This is a genomic window from Pseudomonas sp. TCU-HL1 (genome assembly GCF_001708505.1).
Classification (GTDB): domain Bacteria; phylum Pseudomonadota; class Gammaproteobacteria; order Pseudomonadales; family Pseudomonadaceae; genus Metapseudomonas.
The window spans coordinates 3,763,351-3,780,086 of the sequence record NZ_CP015992.1 but is presented as its reverse complement, the minus strand read 5'-3'; the positions used below and the strand labels follow the sequence as shown (position 1 = coordinate 3,780,086).

The window sequence follows — 16,736 nt, the reverse complement described above, 5'->3', positions numbered from 1 at the left end:
ATCCCAAGGGGCCCGCTGTCGCCAGACTGCGGGCCGGCTGAGGGGGTCAGGACTTGTTGACCAGTTTGCACTTGCTCTCTGTCAGAGGACGGAAGGCCTCGTCCGCCGGGATGGTGCGGACGATCTTGTACAGGTCCCATTCGCCCTTGGATTCGGCTGGCTTCTTCACCTGGGCCAGGTACATGTCATAGACCATGCGGCCGTCTTCGCGGATCTTGCCGTTGCTGGTGAACATGTCGTTGACTGGAGTGGCCATCATCTGCCGGCGCACGGCTTGCGCCTCATCGGTGCCGGCATCCTTTATCGCCTGCAGGTAGTGGCGGGTGCTGGAGTAGATCCCGGCTTGCACCATGGTCGGCATTCGCTTGGTGCGCTCATGGAACCGCTGCGCCCAGGCGCGGCTTTTCTCGTCCTGGTCCCAGTACCAGCCGGTGGTCAGTTGCAGGCCCTGGGTGGCATCGAGGCCAAGGGCGTGAATGTCATTGATGAACACCATCAGGCCGGCCAGGTTTTGCCCGGAGTCGGTCAGGCCGAACTGTTTGGCCGTAGTGATGGCGTTGACCGTATCGGCTGCGGCGTTGGCCAGGCCGATGACGTTGGCCCCGGAGCTCTGCGCCTGCAGGATGTACGACGAGAAGTCACTGGAGGCCAGTGGGTGGCGCGCCTTGCCGACGACCTGGCCGCCGGCGGCGGTGACCGTGCGCTCCACGTCGGCCTCCATGGCGTGGCCAAAGGCATAGTCGGCAGCGAGGATGAACCACTTGTCGCCACCTTCCTGGACGATGGCCTTGGCCGTGCCATTGGCCATCGCGTGGGTGTCGTACACCCAGTGAATGTGGTTGGCGGTGCAGTACTCGTTGGTGATGGCCGAAGACGCGGAGATCGACACCAGGCCGAGCCTGTTGGTCTCCTCCAGGATGCGGGTCACGGCGATGGTGACGGCCGATGAAACCAGTCCGGCGACCATGTCGACATTGCCACGGTCGATCCATTCCCGGGTCGTGTTGGCGCCGACATCCGGGCTGTTGCGGTCATCGGCGCTGCGGACCACGATCCTGGCGCCATTGACTTGGCCGCCGAAGTCCTCGACGGCCATGTTCAGGGCCTCCAGCCCACCGGGGCCTCCCAGGTCGCGATAGGCGCCGGACATGTCCGCCAGGTAGCCGATGCGGATTTCATTGTCGCTGACTTGCGCATTGGCGATGCCGGCGGTGCTCAGGGCCAGCGCTGCTACCACGGGTCTTATTGTTGTTTTCATGGTTGTTGCCTCTCTTCGGGTTTTTCGGGCCAGGGGGACCCCTGGCTCCTGGGTGGTGAGCCAATGATCGGGTGGTCGTGGTGACGGGGTGTCGCGGTGTCGCGGTCAGACGCCCAGTTGCCGGTGCAGCATGTCCACCTTGTGCGGCAGTTCGGCGGCGCTGATTTCGTCGAGGATTCGGCCGTGCTCGATCAGGTAGTGCCGGTCGGCCAGCGGTGCGGCGAAGCGAAAATTCTGCTCCACCAGAATGATGGTCAGTTGCTTCTGCTTCAGCTTGATCAGCACTTCGGCCAGCTTCTGCACGATCACCGGCGCCAGGCCTTCGGTGATTTCGTCGAGCAGCAGCAGGTTGGCGCCGCTACGCAGGATGCGGGCCATGGCCAGCATCTGCTGTTCACCGCCGGACAGGCGCGTGCCCTGGCTGCGGCGGCGCTCGTAGAGGTTGGGGAACATCTCGTAGATCTCGTCGAGGGTCATGCCGCCGCTGCGGACGGTGGGGGGCAGCAGGAGGTTCTCCTCGACATCCAGGCTGGCGAAGATGCCACGCTCCTCGGGGCAGTAGCCGGTGCCCAGGCGCGGAATCCGGAAGGCGGGGAGGTGGGTGGTCTCCTTGCCATTGACCATGATCGAGCCGGTGCGTCGGCCGACCATGCCCATGATCGATTTGAGGATCGTGCTGCGGCCGGAACCATTGCGCCCGAGCAGGGTAACCAGCTCGCCGCGGTGCACCCGCAGGTCGATGCCATGCAGGACGTGCGACTCGCCGTAGAAGGCGTGGACGTTGGACAGGCGCAGTTGTTCCTGCTCCAGGGGAAGGTGCTCAGCCATGGCTAGCCTCCTTGCCCAGGTAGGCTTCGCGCACCCGGGGGTCTTGCGCGACGCTGGCGTAGTCGCCTTCTGCGAGTACGCTGCCGCGCGCCAGCACCGTGATGCGGTCGCACAGGCTGCTGACCACATGCAGGTTGTGCTCGACCATCAGCACCGTGCGCCCCAGCGCAGCCTTGCGGATCAGTTCGACAACGCGGTCGACATCCTCATGGCCCATGCCTTGGGTCGGCTCGTCCAGCAGCATGACCTTCGGCTCCAGGGCCAGGGTGGTGGCCAGCTCCAGGGCGCGTTTACGGCCATAGGGCAGTTCGGCAGTCTTGCGCCTGGCGAAGTCCTGCAGGTCCACGGCTTCGAGCAGTTGCATGGCGCGCTCGTCGAGCGACTCGAGGGTGCGTAATGACTTCCAGAAATGGAAGGAGGTGCCCAGGCGCCGTTGCAGGGCCACGCGCACGTTCTCCAGCACGCTCATGTGACCGAATACGGCGGAAATCTGGAAAGAACGCACCAGGCCCAGGTGGGCTATGCGGTGAGGGCACAGCCTGCTTATCGACTGCCCCTGGTAGAACACCTCGCCACGGCTGGCGGGCAGAAAGCGCGTCAACAGGTTGAAGACGGTGGATTTGCCGGCGCCGTTGGGGCCGATCAAGGCATGGATATGCCCTTCTTGCACCTTGAGATCGACCGAGTCCACGGCGGTGAAGCCATTGAACTCCTTGGTCAAACCCCGGGTTTCGAGGATGACGTTGTGCATCGCTGATTCGTTCCTGCCAGGTGGTGATTGTTGTTATTCAACCGGCACCATGCCCGTGGGCATGGAGTGAACCCAATCCGCGCCGAAGCGCTTGGCAGAAACGGGAAACCCTGGCTAGACCTCGGCCTGTTCCTCCATCCCCGCCTGGTGACCATGGCCCAGGTCGATCCGGGCCAGGTCGTGCTGCAATTTGTTCAGGTAGTGCAGGAAGTTGACGCTGTCGTCGAAACTGAAGCCCTTCAAACCCTGCTGGTAAAACTGGTAGATCCGTTCCTGCAAACTCTCCCAATAGGCACGTCCCTGATCGGTCAGCTTGACCAGGCGCGCGCGTCCATCGTCGGGATGGGGTACGCGCAGCACGTGGTTGTCGCGCTCCATGCGCTTGAGTACACCGTCCAGGCTCTGCCGGCTGACAAACAGGTACTCCGTCAACTGGTTGAAGGAGATGCCCGCCTCGAAACCTCCTCTAGACAGCGCACCGAGCACCGCCCATTGCACGGTGCTGATGCCCATCTCGTTTTGTACCTGCCGCTGCAGCACGTTGCCGGTCTGGAACAGCCGGAAGAACAGTCTGTTGGGTATGCCTTTGCTCTCGTTATCGGTCATCGGGATTCCTTGCAGCCCCGTCTGCGGGGCAGACAAGGCGTTATTTCGGAGTGAGTTCGCGGGCAATGATATTCTTCATGATCTGCGCCGTGCCATCGCCGATCTGTAGGCCCAGAACATCGCGTAGGCGCTGAGCGAACGGCAGGTCTTCGCCGTAGCCGGTGTGTCCGTGGGCCAGCAGGCACTGCTTGACCACGTCGAAGGCCAGCTTCGGTGCCCACCACTTGTTCATCGCCGCTTCGGCGTTGTGGGGCAGGCCGTTGTCCTTCAGCCACAGCGAGTGGTAGCACTGCAGGCGGGCGGCGTGCACATAGGTCTGCAGTTCCGCCAGCGGATGGGTCAGGCCCTGGAAGGCGGCCAACGGCTGACCGAAGGCCTGGCGCTCAGTCAGCCAGCTCCAGGTTTCATCGAGGGACTGCTGGGCCAGGGCCAGGCATTGCAGGCCGATCAGCGCACGGCTGTAGTCGAAGCCCTGCATTACCTGCTTGAAACCTTTGCCATCCTCGCCCAGGCGATGGCTAACGGGCACTTCCACGTTGTCGAAGAAAATGGAGCCTCGGCCGATGGCGCGCTCGCCGGCATCGTCGAAGCGAGTGGTGCTGATGCCGGGCAGCGTCATGGGCACGAGGAAAGCGCTGATGCCACTGGCGCGCTGCTCTGGGGTACCGGTGCGGGCGAAGACCACGGCGACGTCAGCCTGGTCGGCCATGGAAATGGAGGTTTTCTCGCCGTTCAGCACGTAGACGTTGCCCTTGCGCTCGGCCTTCAGGCGCAGGCTGGCGGCGTCGGAGCCGCCGCTGGGTTCGGTCAGGGCGATACAGACGATCTTGCGCCCGGCGGTGATTTCGGTAAGCCACTCCCGGGCCAGTTCGGGGGAGGCGTGCTGGGCGATGATCTGGCCATTGAGCGAGGTCAGCAGGGGGATGTAGCCGACGTTGAAGTCGCCCCGGGAAATCTCTTCGATGATCAGGCCGGCTGTGACGCAGTCCAGGCCGCTGCCGCCAAACTCTTCCGGCAACTCGCCGCCCAGGAGGCCCATTTGCCCCATCTGTTCGATGACCGAGCGCTCGATCTCGCCGGCCTGATCGCGCTTCTTGTAGCCGGGCGCCAGGACCTCGGCGCTGAAGCGCGCGACGCTTTCACGGATGGCGTTCTGATATTCGTTGAATGCGAAGTTCATGTCTCTCTCCGGGCCGGTTCGGCGCGAGGCAGTGATGACCCCGCCCAGAAAATCTGTGGGCGGGGCAGGCGGTCAGCGGTAGAACTTGCGGAAGTCGGGCTTGCGCTTTTCTTTGAACGCGGCCACGCCTTCCTTGGATTCCTCGGTGTCGTAGTACAGGGACAGCGCTTGCATCCCCAGGCCACCGATGCCGGCGATGTTCTCGCTGTCGGCGTTGAACGAGCGCTTGGCGATGGACAGGGCGGTGGGGCTCTTCTCGAGGATTTCGTCACACCACTTCTGCACTTCCGCATCCAGCTCTTCGTGGGGTACCACGGCATTCACCAGACCCCACTCCAGCGCTTGCTGGGCGCTGTACTTGCGGCACAGGTACCAGATCTCGCGGGCGCGCTTCTCGCCAACCACCCGAGCGAGGTAGGCGGTGCCGAAGCCCGGGTCCACCGAGCCGACCTTCGGGCCCACCTGGCCGAAAACCGCCTTGTCCGAGACGATGGACAGGTCGCACACCACATGCAGCACATGGCCGCCGCCGATGGCGAAGCCGTTGATGCGGGCAATCACCGGCTTGGGGACTTCGCGGATCAGGCCCTGCAGTTCCTCCACCGGCAGGCCGATCAAGCCACGGCCGTCGTACTGGCCTTCATGGGCGCCCTGGTCGCCGCCGGTGCAGAAGGCCTTGTCGCCGGCGCCGGTGAAGACGATGACACCGATGGACTTGTTCCAGCCGGCGCGGTTGAAGGCGTCGATCAGCTCCATGCAGGTCTGGCCACGGAAGGCGTTGTAGCGATCCGGGCGGTTGATGGTAATGGTGGCAACGCCGTCTTTCTCTTCGTACAGAATGTCTTCGTAGTTCATGTGTTTTCTCCTGGATTCCTTGGGGTTCGATCAGCCGGCCATGGTCAGTCCGCCGGACACGCTGATGACCTGTCCGGTGATGAAGTTGGCATCGTCGCTGGCCAGCAGGGCGATGATCCCGGGGTAGTCCTCCGGCTGGCCGAGGCGGCGCATCGGCACGGCGTTCCTGAAGGCTTCCAGCAGTTTCTCGGGGTTGTTCGAGGTGGCCGCGACGCTCTTCAGCAGCGCGGTGTCGGTGGGGCCCGGGCAGACCACGTTGAAGTTGACGCCCTTGGTCGCCAGCTCGCGGGCCAGGGTCTTCGACAGGCCTATCAAGCCGGCCTTGCAGGCGGCGTACACGGCTTCGCCGGAGGAGCCCACCCGGGCGGCGTCGGAGGCGACGTTGATGACCTTGCCGCCACCGGCTTCGAGCATCTTCGGCAGCACCACGTGGTGCATGTTCAGGGCGCCGGTGAGGTTGATGGCGATGAGCTGCTCCCAGTGCTGCGGCTCGGTCTTGAGGAACGGCAGGAAGCGGTCGAAGCCGGCGTTGTTGACCAGCACAGTGGGCGTACCGAGTTCCTGTTCGACAGCAGCCACGGTATTCACGATGGCGGCGTAATCAGTGATGTCAGCGGCATAGGCGCGGGCCTTGCCGCCTGCCTCGGCGACCAGGTCGGCGGTGGCCTGTGCCGCGGCGGCGTCACGGTCCAGCACGGCGACCTTGCAGCCTTCCTCGGCGAAGCGCAGGCACACGGCACGGCCGATGCCGCCACCACCGCCGGTCACGATCACGGTTTTTCCAGTCAGGCCTTTCATGGGGCAGTCCTCTCGATGGTTCGGGATGGGGGAGTCAGGAACGCTTGGCCGGTTCCAGGCGGATGGCCTGGGCCTGCTCGCGCAGTTTGAATTTCTGGATCTTTCCCGAAGGCGTGCGGGGCAGGGCCGGTAGCACCTCGAGGTATTCGGGCAGGTAGTTGCGGGTCAGGCGCTGTTCCAGCAGGAAACCGGTGACCTCCTCCAGCGACAGGCTGGCGGCTGGGTCGTGCAGGGTGATGTAGGCGCAGAGGCGCTCGCCCAGGCGTGGGTCGGGGCAGCCCACCAGGGCTACGGCGGAGATCGCCGGGTGCTTGTAGAGCAGGTTCTCGATCTCCACCACCGGGATGTTCTCTCCACCCCGGATCACCACGTCCTTGGTGCGCCCGGTGATGCGGATGTAGCCGTCCTCGTCCATGCGCGCCAGGTCGCCGGTGGCAAACCAGCCGTCGGCGTCCACCCCGTACAGCTCGGGGCGCTTCAGGTAGCCAACGAAGAGGCTGGCGCCGCGCACCATCAGATGACCTTCCTGGCCGGCGCCCAGCGCCTGGCCATGGTCGTCCTGCACCGCCACCTCCATGAAGGGCAGGGCGCGGCCGTCGCTGTGAATGGCGCGTTCGGCCGGGTCGTCCGGGCAGGTCATGGTCACCGCGCCGTTCTCGGTCATGCCCCAGGCGGAGACGATGCGCGCATTCACCGAGCCGCCGGCCTTTTCCACCAGGGCGCCGGGGATGGGCGCACCGGCGGCCACGAAGACCTTGAGCGAGGCGAGGGCATCGCGGTAGCGCGGCGCCACGTCCACCAGGTCGGCGAGGAATGGCGTCGACGCCATGGTGAAGGTGGGACGCTCGGCTTCGGAGACCCTGGCCGCGTAGTGCGGGTCCCAGGTGTCCTGCAGCACGCTGGCGCCTTTCAGGTAGATGGGCATCATCAGGCCGTAGAGGAAACCGGTCTGGTGGGCCATGGGCGAGGCCATGAAGACGATGTCCGCGCTTCCCAGGCCCAAGCGCTCGGCATAGGGGCGGACATTGCTGAACAGGGTGTTGGAGGTGTGCAGAACGCCCTTGGGCTCGCCGGTGGTGCCCGAGGTGTAGAGCAGCTGCACCACGTCGTCGCCGGCCAGGTGGCGTTCGGCGAAGAGCGCGCGGGTATCCACGCGCTCTTCCCAGGGCTGCTCCAGCAGCACGCGGGAGAAGTCGCTGGCGTCGTCGCCGCCGTCGATCACCAGCACATGGCGCAGGGCTGGCAGCTCGCCGCGTAGGCCGTCGATCATGGTGGCGTAGTCGAAGCTGCGGAAACTCCGGGGGATGATCAGCACGCGGGTTTCCGCGTGGCCGAGCATGAAACGCAGTTCACGCTCGCGGAAGATCGGCATCAGCGGGTTGAGCACGGCACCGATGCGCACGCAGGCCAGGTGCAGCGCGCTCATCTGCCACCAGTTGGGCAACTGGCAGGACACCACCTGGCCCTTCCCCACGCCCAGGCCGGCCAAGCCTGCGGCCATCCGGGTCACGACCCGGTCCAGCTCGGCGTAGGTCATGGCGTGGCGCGTGTTATCGCTGACGCGATAGGCCACCAGGGCGGTCCTGGTGGCGTCGCTGGCGACTGCCTGATCCAGATAATCTGTAATGATCATGTCATTCCAGGCGCCAGACTCCAGCATTGCTTGGCGCCGCGAGGGCGGCATTTCGATACGCGTATTCATTAGGTTTGGCCTTCATCGCTATTGTTGTTAGTGGTGACGTGATGCGATGGGCTGACGATACGCGCCAGAAAATTATTATGTCAACATGTTGTCTTTATTTTTATCGATGGATAGACTCGGTCCCAGATCGGCCCCCTTGGGCCAGGCCTGCAAACGGATCACGCGGAGGACGCGCCATGAGCTACAGCACCATCCTGGTCGAGCAGCATGAATCGGTAGGGCTCATCACCCTCAATCGCCCGCAGGTGCTCAATGCGCTCAGTGAGCAACTGATGACCGAGCTGGGGCAGGCGCTGCGCGCCTTCGAGGGCGACCGGACGATCCGCGCAATGGTCATTACCGGCAGCGACAAGGCCTTCGCCGCCGGCGCGGACATCGCCGAGCTGCGGGACAAGGCCTTCGCCGACGTCTATCTGGAAGATTTCGTGACCGCCAGCTGGGAAGAAGTGACGCGTTGCCGCAAGCCGGTGATCGCAGCCGTGCGTGGCCTGGCCCTGGGCGGCGGCTGCGAGCTGGCGATGATGTGCGATCTGGTCATCGCCGCCGAAGACGCTCGCTTCGGCCAGCCGGAGGTCAAGGTCGGCACCTTGCCGGGCGCCGGTGGTACCCAGCGCCTGACCCGCGCCATCGGCAAGGCCAAGGCCATGGACCTGTGCCTGACCGGGCGCCTGATGGACGCCCTGGAAGCCGAGCGTTGCGGACTGCTCAGTCGCGTGGTGCCCGCCGAGCGGGTACTGGACGAGGCCCTGCAGGTGGCGGCGCAGATCGCCGGCCTGTCGGAAGTGGCGGTCAAGCTGAACAAGGAGGCGGTGGACCGGGCCTTCGAAACCACCCTCGCCGAAGGCGTGCATTTCGAGCGGCGCCTGCTCCATGCGAGCTTCGGCAGCGAAGACCGCAAGGAAGGCATGAGCGCCTTCCTGGAAAAACGCCGGCCGGCCTGGCGCCACCGCTGACGCCCGGCCCAATCGACCTCCAGCACAACAACAAGCGCGGGCCACGAGCCTGCAGGAGCGGTCAAATGTTGTCTCTCGTGAGACTGGCGCGCCACGGCAGCATCGCTGTCGTCCGCGTCGACAACCAGCCAGTGAATGCCTTGTCCCAGCCGGTGCGGGCGGGCCTGCTGCAGGCCTTCGCCGACGCCGGGCAGGACAGCTCGGTGGAGCTGGTGCTGCTGTATTGCGACGGACGGACCTTCATCGCCGGTGCCGATATCCGCGAGTTCGGCCAACCGCCGCAGGCGCCGTTACTGTCCGACCTCACCCTGGCCATCGAGAACTGCGTCAAGCCGACCCTGGCGGTGCTGCATGGCTCGGCCCTTGGCGGCGGGCTGGAAGTGGCCCTGGCCTGCCATTACCGCATTGCCCGGCGCGACACCCGCGTCGGCCTGCCCGAAGTGAAGCTGGGGCTCCTGCCCGGTGCCGGCGGCACCCAGCGCCTGCCGCGCCTGGCCGGTGTCGAACTGGCCCTGGAGATGATCGTGGGCGGCGACCCGATAGACGCCGATGCGGCGTTGCGTCACGGCATAGTCGACGACCTGTTCGACGGCGATCCGCTCGAGGCCGGGCTGGCCTGCGCCGCCGAGCTGCTGGCGCGTAGCGCCGGTCCACGGCGCAGCGGCCGGGCCAGCGTCGTGGGCGGCGATCACGCCGGCCTGCTGGCGGCTCGCCGCGCCGAGGTTCGCGCCCGCCAACCCGACGCCTTTTCTCCGCCGCGCTGCATCGATGCCATCGAGGCGGCCACCCAGCTGCCACTGGAACAGGGCCTGCGCCGCGAGCGCGAACTGTTCCTGCAGTGCCTGGAATCTCCGCAGCGGGCTCAGTTGGTAGCGAAGTTCTTTGCCGAGCGCGAAGCCGCCAGGGCAGGGCGCCAAGCCGTGGAACAGCCCAAGACCCCCTGAGGCGGCCGCCTCGCCCACCTATCGAGGGTATCCCCATGAATATCGAGTTCACCCCTGACGAGCTGGCATTCCGCGATGAGGTACGCGACTTCCTCGGCCGCGAATTGCCCGCCGACATCGCCGCCAAGGTGCGCCTCGGCAAGCACCTTTCCAAGGACGACCACCAGCGCTGGCAGCGCATCCTCTCCCGCCGTGGCTGGTACGCGGCGAACTGGCCGGTGGAGCATGGCGGCACCGGCTGGAGCCTGGTGCAGCGGCACCTGTTCGAGGAGGAGTGCGCGGCCTTCGGCGCGCCACGACTGATCTCCTTCGGGGTCAACATGGTGGCGCCGGTGATCATGAAGTTCGGCACTCCTGAGCAGAAGGCGCACTACCTGCCGCGCATCCTGTCCGGCGAGGACTGGTGGTGCCAGGGCTACTCCGAGCCCGGCGCCGGTTCCGACCTGGCCAGCCTGAAGACCCGCGCCGTGCGCGAGGGGGACCACTACGTGGTCAACGGCCAGAAGACCTGGACCACCCTGGGGCAGCACGCGAACCTGATCTTCTGCCTGGTGCGCACCGACCCGGACGCCCAGCAGCAGCGCGGCATCTCCTTCCTGCTGATCGACATGGCGACGCCGGGCATCAGCGTGCGGCCGATCATCACCCTGGATGGTGATCACGAAGTCAACGAGGTGTTCTTCGACAACGTGAAGGTGCCGGTGGCCAACCGCGTGGGCGAGGAGAACCAGGGCTGGACCTGCGCCAAGTTCCTGCTCACCCACGAGCGTACCGGCCAGGCCGGCATCGCCCACTCCAAGGCGGCCCTGGCGCAGCTCAAGCAGGTGGCCGCGCGGGAGCTGCGTAACGGCGCGCCGCTGATCGACGATCCGTTGCTGCGGGTGCAGATCGCCGAAGTGGAGATGCAGTTGCTGGCCATCGAGATGAGCACCCTGCGGATCCTCGCCTCGGTCCAGGGCGGCGGGGTGCCCGGCGCGGAGAGCTCGATCCTGAAAATCAAGGGTTCGGAGATCCGCCAGGCCATCAGCCATCTGCAACGCAAGGTGCTGGGCGTGCATGCTCTGCCCTTCCTGGAAGACGAACTGGCCGAGGCCTCCTTCGCCGAGCCCCTGTACGCCGACTACAGCGTCGGACCGGCCAGTCAGTACTTCAACCTGCGCAAGCTGTCCATCTACGGCGGCTCCAACGAAATCCAGAAGAACATCATCGCCAAGATGATCCTCGTACTCTAAGGAGGCCCCATGGACTTCAACCTCAGCGAAGAGCAGCAGATGCTTCAGGACACCGTGGCCCGCCTGGCCCGGGACAGCTACGGCTTCGAGCAGCGCGAGCGCTTCCTGCGCAGCGAGGCGGGTTTCAGCCGGGACTTCTGGGGCCAGCTCGGCGAGCTGGGCCTGTGCGCGGTGCCACTGGCCGAGGCCCACGGCGGCCTGGGGGGCGGCGGCGTGGACACCCTGCTGGTGATGACCGAGCTGGGCCGCAACCTGTGCCTGGAACCCTATCTGCAATCCCAGGTGCACGGCGCCGGCCTGCTCCAGCAACTGGGTAACCCCGAGCAGTGCGAAACCCTGCTGCCGCAGGTGGCCACGGGCGAGCTGCAACTGGCGGTGGCCCTGGAGGAAGGCCAGAGCCACTACCAGCTCCACGACGTGCAGACCCGCGCCGAGCCTTGCGTCGGCGGTTGGCGGCTGAGCGGGCGCAAATGCGTGGTAGTCGGCGGCGCCAGTGCCGGGCTGATCCTGGTCTCGGCGCGCACCTCGGGTGGGGTGCTGGACGAGGCGGGCATCAGCCTGTTCCTGGTCGACCCGGCCAGCCAGGGCGTGACCTTGCGTGACTACCCCTGCATCGATGGCCTGCGTGCCTGCGAGCTTCAGCTGGAAGGCGTGGTGGTCGGCGAGGGCAGCCTGCTGGGCGCGCCTGGCCGGGCCTTGCCGGCGCTGCGCTACCAGCAGGGCAGGGCCATCGCCGCCCAGTGCGGTGAAGCTCTCGGCAGCATGCAGGAGGCGTTCCGCCTGACCCTCGACTACCTCAAGACCAGACAGCAGTTCGGCGCGCCGATAGGCAAGTTCCAGGTGCTGCAGCACGGCATGGCCGACATGCGCGGCGAGCTGGAGATGGCTGCCTCCATGGCCATCCTCGCCGCCTGCGTGGCGGACGATCCGGACAGCGAGGAGCGCAGCCGGCGCCTGGCGGCGGCCAAGTTCATCGTTACCCGTGCCGCCCGTTTCATTGCCGAGCAAGCCATCCAGCTGCACGGCGGCATCGGCATGACCTGGGAGTACAGCCTATCCCACCACGCCAAGCGCCTGGTGATGCTGAGCCACCAACTGGGCGACGACGATCACCACCTGCGGGCCTACGCCGACTTGCTTCGTTGCGCCTGATCTCCAACCGACACGCCACAGGAAAACAAGATGAAGGTACTGGTCCCGGTAAAACGCGTGGTCGATTACAACGTCAAGGTCCGCGTCAAGGCGGACAACTCCGGCGTCGACCTCGCCAACGTGAAGATGGCCCTGAATCCCTTCTGCGAAATCGCCGTGGAAGAAGCGGTGCGCCTGAAAGAGCAGGGTGTGGTCACGGAAATCGTGGTGGTTTCGGTGGGCCCGAATGCCGCCCAGGAGCAGCTGCGCACTGCCCTGGCCCTGGGCGCCGACCGCGCCATCCTGGTCGAGTCCAACGACGAGCTGAACTCCCTGGCCGTGGCCAAACTGCTGAAGGCTGTGGTCGACAAGGAGCAGCCGCAACTGGTCATCCTCGGCAAGCAGGCCATCGATAGCGACAACAACCAGACCGGCCAGATGCTGGGCGCCCTCACTGGCTATGCCCAAGGCACCTTCGCCTCCAAGGTCGAAGTGGCTGGCGACAAGGTCAACGTCACCCGTGAAATCGACGGCGGTCTGCAGACCGTTGCGCTGAACCTGCCGGCGATCGTCACCACCGATCTGCGCCTGAACGAGCCGCGCTACGCGTCGCTGCCGAACATCATGAAGGCCAAGAAGAAGCCGTTGGACGTGGTCACCCCGGACGCCCTGGGTGTATCCACCGCTTCCACCGTCAAGACCCTGAAAGTCGAAGCGCCGGCTGCCCGCCAGGCCGGTATCAAGGTCAAGTCCGTGGCCGAGCTGGTCGAGAAACTGAAGAACGAAGCGAAGGTGATCTGAGATGGCTGTCCTGGTAATCGCTGAACACTCCAATGCCGCGCTGGCGGCCGCCACCCTCAACACCGTGGCTGCAGCCGCCAAAATCGGTGGCGATATCCACGTGCTGGTTGCCGGCTCCAACGCCGCTGGCGCCGCCGAAGCCGCTGCCAAGATCGCTGGCGTGTCCAAGGTGCTGGTCGCCGACAACGCTGCCTACGCGCACCAACTGCCGGAAAACGTCGCGCCGCTGATCGCCAAGCTGGGCAAGGGCTACAGCCACGTGCTGGCCCCGGCCACCACCAATGGCAAGAACTTCCTGCCGCGCGTGGCCGCCCTGCTGGACGTCGACCAGATCTCCGAGATCATCGCCGTCGAGAGCGCCGACACCTTCAAGCGTCCGATCTATGCCGGTAACGCCATCGCTACCGTGCAGTCCAGCGCTGCCGTGAAAGTGATCACCGTGCGTTCCACCGGTTTCGACCCGGTTGCTGCCGAAGGCGGTTCCGCTGCCGTTGAAGCCGTGAGCGGCTCGGCTGACGCAGGCAAGTCCGCCTTCGTGGGTGAAGAACTGGCCAAGTCCGATCGTCCGGAACTGACCGCTGCCAAGATCGTCGTTTCTGGCGGCCGCGGCATGCAGAACGGTGACAACTTCAAGCACCTGCACGCCCTGGCCGACAAGCTGGGCGCCGCTGTCGGCGCATCCCGCGCCGCCGTCGACGCCGGCTTCGTGCCGAACGACATGCAGGTCGGCCAGACCGGCAAGATCGTCGCCCCGCAGCTGTACCTCGCCGTGGGCATCTCCGGTGCCATCCAGCACCTGGCGGGCATGAAGGACTCCAGGGTGATCGTCGCGATCAACAAGGACGAAGAGGCGCCGATCTTCCAGGTCGCCGACTACGGCCTGGTGGGCGACCTGTTCGAACTGGTGCCGGAACTGGAAAAAGCCCTTTAAGGAGGCGCCCATGACTACGTTCAAGCGAATCGGCGTGATCGGCAGTGGCGCCATGGGGCGTGGCATCGCCCAGTTGTTTGCCAGCGCCGGGGTGGAGGTGTTGCTGCATGACAGCCGCGCTGAAGCCATCGAGCAGGCCCTGGCCTTCAACCGTGACCTGCTGCAGCGCTCGGCGGCCAGGGGCAAGCTGAGCGCCGAGGCACTGGCGTCGACCCTGGCGTGCATGCGGCCGGCCCATGCCCTGGAAGAACTGGCGGGCTGCGACCTGCTGATCGAGGCCATCGTCGAGAACCTGGAGGCCAAGCAGGCGCTATTTCGCGAGCTGGAGCAGTTGGTGGCGGCGGATGCAGTGCTGGCGAGCAACACCTCGTCGCTATCCATCAGCTTGATCGCCAGCGCCTGCCAGCGCCCCCAGCGGGTCGCCGGCTTCCACTTCTTCAACCCGGTGCCGCTGATGAAGATCGTCGAGGTGGTGCGCGGAGAGCGTACCGACCCGCAGGTGATCGAACGCCTAGCGGCGCTGGCCGAGCAGGCCGGGCACTTCGCCGCGGTCACCCCGGATTCGCCCGGCTTCCTGGTCAACCACGCGGGCCGAGCCTATGGGCCGGAAGCCTTGCGCATCCTTGCCGAGGGCATCGCCACACCTGAGCAGATCGACCGCATCCTCAAGGATAGCCTGGGCTTTCCCATGGGCCCCTTTGAGCTGTTCGACCTGATGGGCCTCGATGTCTCCCATGCGGTGATGGAATCGATCTACGGCCAGTTCTACCAGGACCCGCGCTACTCGCCATCGGCGCTGGTGCCGGCGCGCCTGGCCAGCGGCCTGTTCGGGCGCAAGAGCGCCCAGGGCTTCTACCGCTATGTGGAGGGCAAGCCGCAGCTGGAAGAGCCGGTGGCGCCAGCTCCCGTCGCCCTCGACCGGCCGTTCTGGCTGGATTCCCGCGATGCGGCGGTGCGCGACCAGGTGGCGGCCGTGCTGGCCGCGGCCGGTGTGGCGCTGGAGCAGGGCGGGCAGCCTGGTCCGAACGCCATCTGCCTGGTCACGCCCCTGGGCGAGGATGCCAGCAGCCTGATCGCCCGCAAGCAGTTGCCTCCGCGTCGCAGCCTGGCGCTGGAGACTTTTGCCGGCTTCGACAAGCGCCGCGTGCTGATGCGCCAGCCGGCGCTGGACCCGCAGGTGCTGGCCCAGGCGCGGCAGGCCTTGGGCACCGACGGTGTGCCGGTGGAAGTGATCAACGACTCGCCCGGCTTCATCGTCCAGCGCGTCGTGGCCGGGATCGTCAATCTGGGTTGCGAGATCGCCCAGCGGCGCATCGCTGCGCCTGCCGTGCTGGATCGCGCGGTGCGGCTGGCGCTGGGTTACCCCCATGGCCCGCTAGGCTTTGGCGATCACTACGGGGCGCAGAAGATCGTGCAAATCCTGCGCGAGCTGTATGAGCTTTACCAGGAGCCGCGCTACCGCATCAGCCCCTGGTTGCGCCGCCGCGTGCAGCTCGGCCTGCCCCTGGCCGCGTCGGAGGAGGGCGCATGACCGCTTACATCTACGACGGCCTGCGTTCCCCCTTCGGTCGTCATGCCGGGGCCCTGGCCAGCGTGCGCCCGGATGACCTGCTGGCCTCTGTGGTGCGCGCGCTGGTGGCGCGCAACCCGTTTGCCGCCGAGGAGTACGAGGACCTGATCGCCGGCTGCGCCAGCCAGGCCGGTGAAGACGGCCGCAACCTGGCTCGCCACGCCGCCTTGCTCGCCGGCCTTCCCATGGCAGTGGGTGGCCTGACCGTCAACCGCCTGTGCGGATCGGGGCTGGCTGCGGTGCTGGATGCGGCGCGTGCGGTCAGGAGCGGCGAGGGTGAGCTGTTCATCGCCGGTGGCGCGGAAAGCATGAGCCGTGCGCCCTTTGTCGTGGCCAAGGCGGAAAGTGCCTGGTCGCGTGACTTCCGAGTGTTCGACAGCAGCATCGGCGCACGCTTCCCCAATCCCCTGGTAGAGGCTGCGTTCGGCTCGGACTCCATGCCGGAGACGGCCGACAACGTCGCCCGCGAGCTGGACATCAGTCGCGAGCAGGCGGATAGGTTCGCGGCGCGCAGCCAGGCCTTGTACCGCGAGGCGGAGCAGGCCGGTTTCTTTGAAGACGAGCTGCTGCCCATCGAGGTACCCCAGGGGCGCAAGCAGCCGCCTCTTGCCGTTGCGCGTGACGAGCACCCGCGCCCGGAAACTACCCCCGAAGGGCTGTCCCGGCTCAAGCCGCTCTTCTCCGACGGCGTAGTCACCGCCGGCAATGCCTCGGGTATCAACGATGGCGCCGCCGCGCTGCTGATCGGCTCCAGAGCCGTCGGCGAACGCCATGGCTTCACGCCACGCGCGCGCATCCTCGCGGGTGCGGTGGCGGGCGTCGAACCCCGGCTCATGGGCCTGGGTCCGGTGCCGGCCTGTGCCAAGGCGCTGCAACGCGCCGGCCTGCGCCTGGACGACATGGACCTGATCGAGATCAACGAGGCCTTCGCCGCCCAGGTGCTGGGCTGTTCCCGGCAGCTCGGCGTGGCTTTCGACGATTCACGTGTGAATCCCAATGGCGGCGCCATCGCCATCGGCCATCCCCTCGGCGCATCCGGCGCCCGCCTGGCCCTTACCGCCGTGCGCCAGCTCGAACGCAGCGGGGGACGTTATGCCCTCGTCAGCCTGTGCATAGGCCTCGGCCAGGGGATCGCCTGCGTCATCGAGCGCCTCGACTGAGCGTGACATTCCACAACCCTCATGAATTAGGAGCAT

At 66.1% G+C, this 16,736-nt stretch carries 15 protein-coding genes and 1 pseudogene; 8 read left to right on the top strand and 8 right to left on the bottom strand.

The window, feature by feature from the left end; genetic code table 11:
• Positions 1-46: 46 nt before the first annotated feature.
• The 8 genes from THL1_RS17495 to THL1_RS17460 form a co-directional block, all read right to left on the bottom strand.
• Positions 47-1,258, bottom strand: coding sequence for an ABC transporter substrate-binding protein (locus THL1_RS17495; protein ID WP_069084419.1), 1,212 nt, complete (start codon positions 1,256-1,258; stop codon positions 47-49).
• A 105-nt stretch (positions 1,259-1,363) separates the two neighbouring features.
• Positions 1,364-2,086, bottom strand: coding sequence for an ABC transporter ATP-binding protein (locus THL1_RS17490; RefSeq protein WP_069084418.1), 723 nt, complete (start codon positions 2,084-2,086; stop codon positions 1,364-1,366).
• A complete protein-coding gene (locus tag THL1_RS17485) occupies positions 2,079-2,837 on the bottom strand; it encodes an ABC transporter ATP-binding protein (protein ID WP_069084417.1) in 759 nt (252 codons plus the stop codon). The genes THL1_RS17490 and THL1_RS17485 overlap by 8 nt, the downstream gene beginning before the upstream one ends.
• Before the next feature lie 114 nt (positions 2,838-2,951).
• Positions 2,952-3,443 (bottom strand): MarR family winged helix-turn-helix transcriptional regulator, encoded by a 492-nt coding sequence (locus THL1_RS17480; protein ID WP_069084416.1) that lies wholly within the window; start codon positions 3,441-3,443, stop codon positions 2,952-2,954.
• A gap of 40 nt (positions 3,444-3,483) precedes the next feature.
• Positions 3,484-4,623 carry a cyclohexanecarboxyl-CoA dehydrogenase gene (gene aliB, locus THL1_RS17475; protein WP_069084415.1) on the bottom strand — a complete coding sequence of 380 codons (1,140 nt, stop codon included), beginning with the start codon at positions 4,621-4,623 and terminating at the stop codon, positions 3,484-3,486.
• Positions 4,624-4,695: 72 nt separating this feature from the next.
• Positions 4,696-5,478 carry a 2-ketocyclohexanecarboxyl-CoA hydrolase gene (badI, locus tag THL1_RS17470; RefSeq protein ID WP_069084414.1) on the bottom strand — a complete coding sequence of 261 codons (783 nt, stop codon included), beginning with the start codon at positions 5,476-5,478 and terminating at the stop codon, positions 4,696-4,698.
• Between the two features lie 30 nt (positions 5,479-5,508).
• A complete protein-coding gene (locus THL1_RS17465) occupies positions 5,509-6,276 on the bottom strand; it encodes an SDR family NAD(P)-dependent oxidoreductase (RefSeq protein ID WP_069084413.1) in 768 nt (255 codons plus the stop codon).
• Between the two features lie 34 nt (positions 6,277-6,310).
• A complete protein-coding gene (locus tag THL1_RS17460; protein WP_335720745.1) occupies positions 6,311-7,909 on the bottom strand; it encodes an AMP-binding protein in 1,599 nt (532 codons plus the stop codon).
• A 245-nt stretch (positions 7,910-8,154) separates the two neighbouring features.
• Here THL1_RS17460 and THL1_RS17455 point away from each other — a divergent pair, with 245 nt between their 5' ends.
• From THL1_RS17455 to THL1_RS17420, 8 genes and pseudogenes are all read left to right on the top strand, one after another.
• Positions 8,155-8,931, top strand: a complete 777-nt coding sequence (locus tag THL1_RS17455; RefSeq protein ID WP_069084411.1) for an enoyl-CoA hydratase — start codon at positions 8,155-8,157, stop codon at positions 8,929-8,931.
• 65 nt (positions 8,932-8,996) lie between these two features.
• Positions 8,997-9,836 (top strand): annotated as a pseudogene (locus THL1_RS17450) (enoyl-CoA hydratase/isomerase family protein); the annotation flags it as partial.
• Positions 9,837-9,910: 74 nt separating this feature from the next.
• A complete protein-coding gene (locus THL1_RS17445) occupies positions 9,911-11,107 on the top strand; it encodes an acyl-CoA dehydrogenase family protein (RefSeq protein WP_069084409.1) in 1,197 nt (398 codons plus the stop codon).
• Between the two features lie 9 nt (positions 11,108-11,116).
• Entirely contained in the window at positions 11,117-12,259 is a 1,143-nt protein-coding gene (locus THL1_RS17440; RefSeq protein ID WP_069084408.1) for an acyl-CoA dehydrogenase family protein, read from the top strand.
• 30 nt (positions 12,260-12,289) lie between these two features.
• Positions 12,290-13,039, top strand: coding sequence for an electron transfer flavoprotein subunit beta/FixA family protein (locus THL1_RS17435; protein ID WP_069084407.1), 750 nt, complete (start codon positions 12,290-12,292; stop codon positions 13,037-13,039).
• 1 nt (position 13,040) lies between these two features.
• Complete coding sequence (locus tag THL1_RS17430) at positions 13,041-13,970, top strand: electron transfer flavoprotein subunit alpha/FixB family protein (RefSeq protein WP_069084406.1); 930 nt, start codon at positions 13,041-13,043, stop codon at positions 13,968-13,970.
• Positions 13,971-13,980: 10 nt separating this feature from the next.
• Positions 13,981-15,501, top strand: coding sequence for a 3-hydroxyacyl-CoA dehydrogenase (locus tag THL1_RS17425; RefSeq protein ID WP_069084405.1), 1,521 nt, complete (start codon positions 13,981-13,983; stop codon positions 15,499-15,501).
• A complete protein-coding gene (locus THL1_RS17420) occupies positions 15,498-16,700 on the top strand; it encodes a 3-oxoadipyl-CoA thiolase (protein ID WP_069084404.1) in 1,203 nt (400 codons plus the stop codon). The genes THL1_RS17425 and THL1_RS17420 overlap by 4 nt, the downstream gene beginning before the upstream one ends.
• Positions 16,701-16,736 lie beyond the last annotated feature (36 nt).

Coding starts and splice junctions, on each gene's coding strand:
- aliB (WP_069084415.1), bottom strand. CDS start 4,623: ATGAACTTCGCATTCAACGAATATCAGAACGCCATCCGTGAAAGCGTC.
- THL1_RS17480 (WP_069084416.1), bottom strand. CDS start 3,443: ATGACCGATAACGAGAGCAAAGGCATACCCAACAGACTGTTCTTCCGG.
- THL1_RS17485 (WP_069084417.1), bottom strand. CDS start 2,837: ATGCACAACGTCATCCTCGAAACCCGGGGTTTGACCAAGGAGTTCAAT.
- THL1_RS17465 (WP_069084413.1), bottom strand. CDS start 6,276: ATGAAAGGCCTGACTGGAAAAACCGTGATCGTGACCGGCGGTGGTGGC.
- THL1_RS17455 (WP_069084411.1), top strand. CDS start 8,155: ATGAGCTACAGCACCATCCTGGTCGAGCAGCATGAATCGGTAGGGCTC.
- THL1_RS17425 (WP_069084405.1), top strand. CDS start 13,981: ATGACTACGTTCAAGCGAATCGGCGTGATCGGCAGTGGCGCCATGGGG.
- badI (WP_069084414.1), bottom strand. CDS start 5,478: ATGAACTACGAAGACATTCTGTACGAAGAGAAAGACGGCGTTGCCACC.
- THL1_RS17495 (WP_069084419.1), bottom strand. CDS start 1,258: ATGAAAACAACAATAAGACCCGTGGTAGCAGCGCTGGCCCTGAGCACC.
- THL1_RS17440 (WP_069084408.1), top strand. CDS start 11,117: ATGGACTTCAACCTCAGCGAAGAGCAGCAGATGCTTCAGGACACCGTG.
- THL1_RS17420 (WP_069084404.1), top strand. CDS start 15,498: ATGACCGCTTACATCTACGACGGCCTGCGTTCCCCCTTCGGTCGTCAT.
- THL1_RS17435 (WP_069084407.1), top strand. CDS start 12,290: ATGAAGGTACTGGTCCCGGTAAAACGCGTGGTCGATTACAACGTCAAG.
- THL1_RS17445 (WP_069084409.1), top strand. CDS start 9,911: ATGAATATCGAGTTCACCCCTGACGAGCTGGCATTCCGCGATGAGGTA.
- THL1_RS17460 (WP_335720745.1), bottom strand. CDS start 7,909: ATGATCATTACAGATTATCTGGATCAGGCAGTCGCCAGCGACGCCACC.
- THL1_RS17490 (WP_069084418.1), bottom strand. CDS start 2,086: ATGGCTGAGCACCTTCCCCTGGAGCAGGAACAACTGCGCCTGTCCAAC.
- THL1_RS17430 (WP_069084406.1), top strand. CDS start 13,041: ATGGCTGTCCTGGTAATCGCTGAACACTCCAATGCCGCGCTGGCGGCC.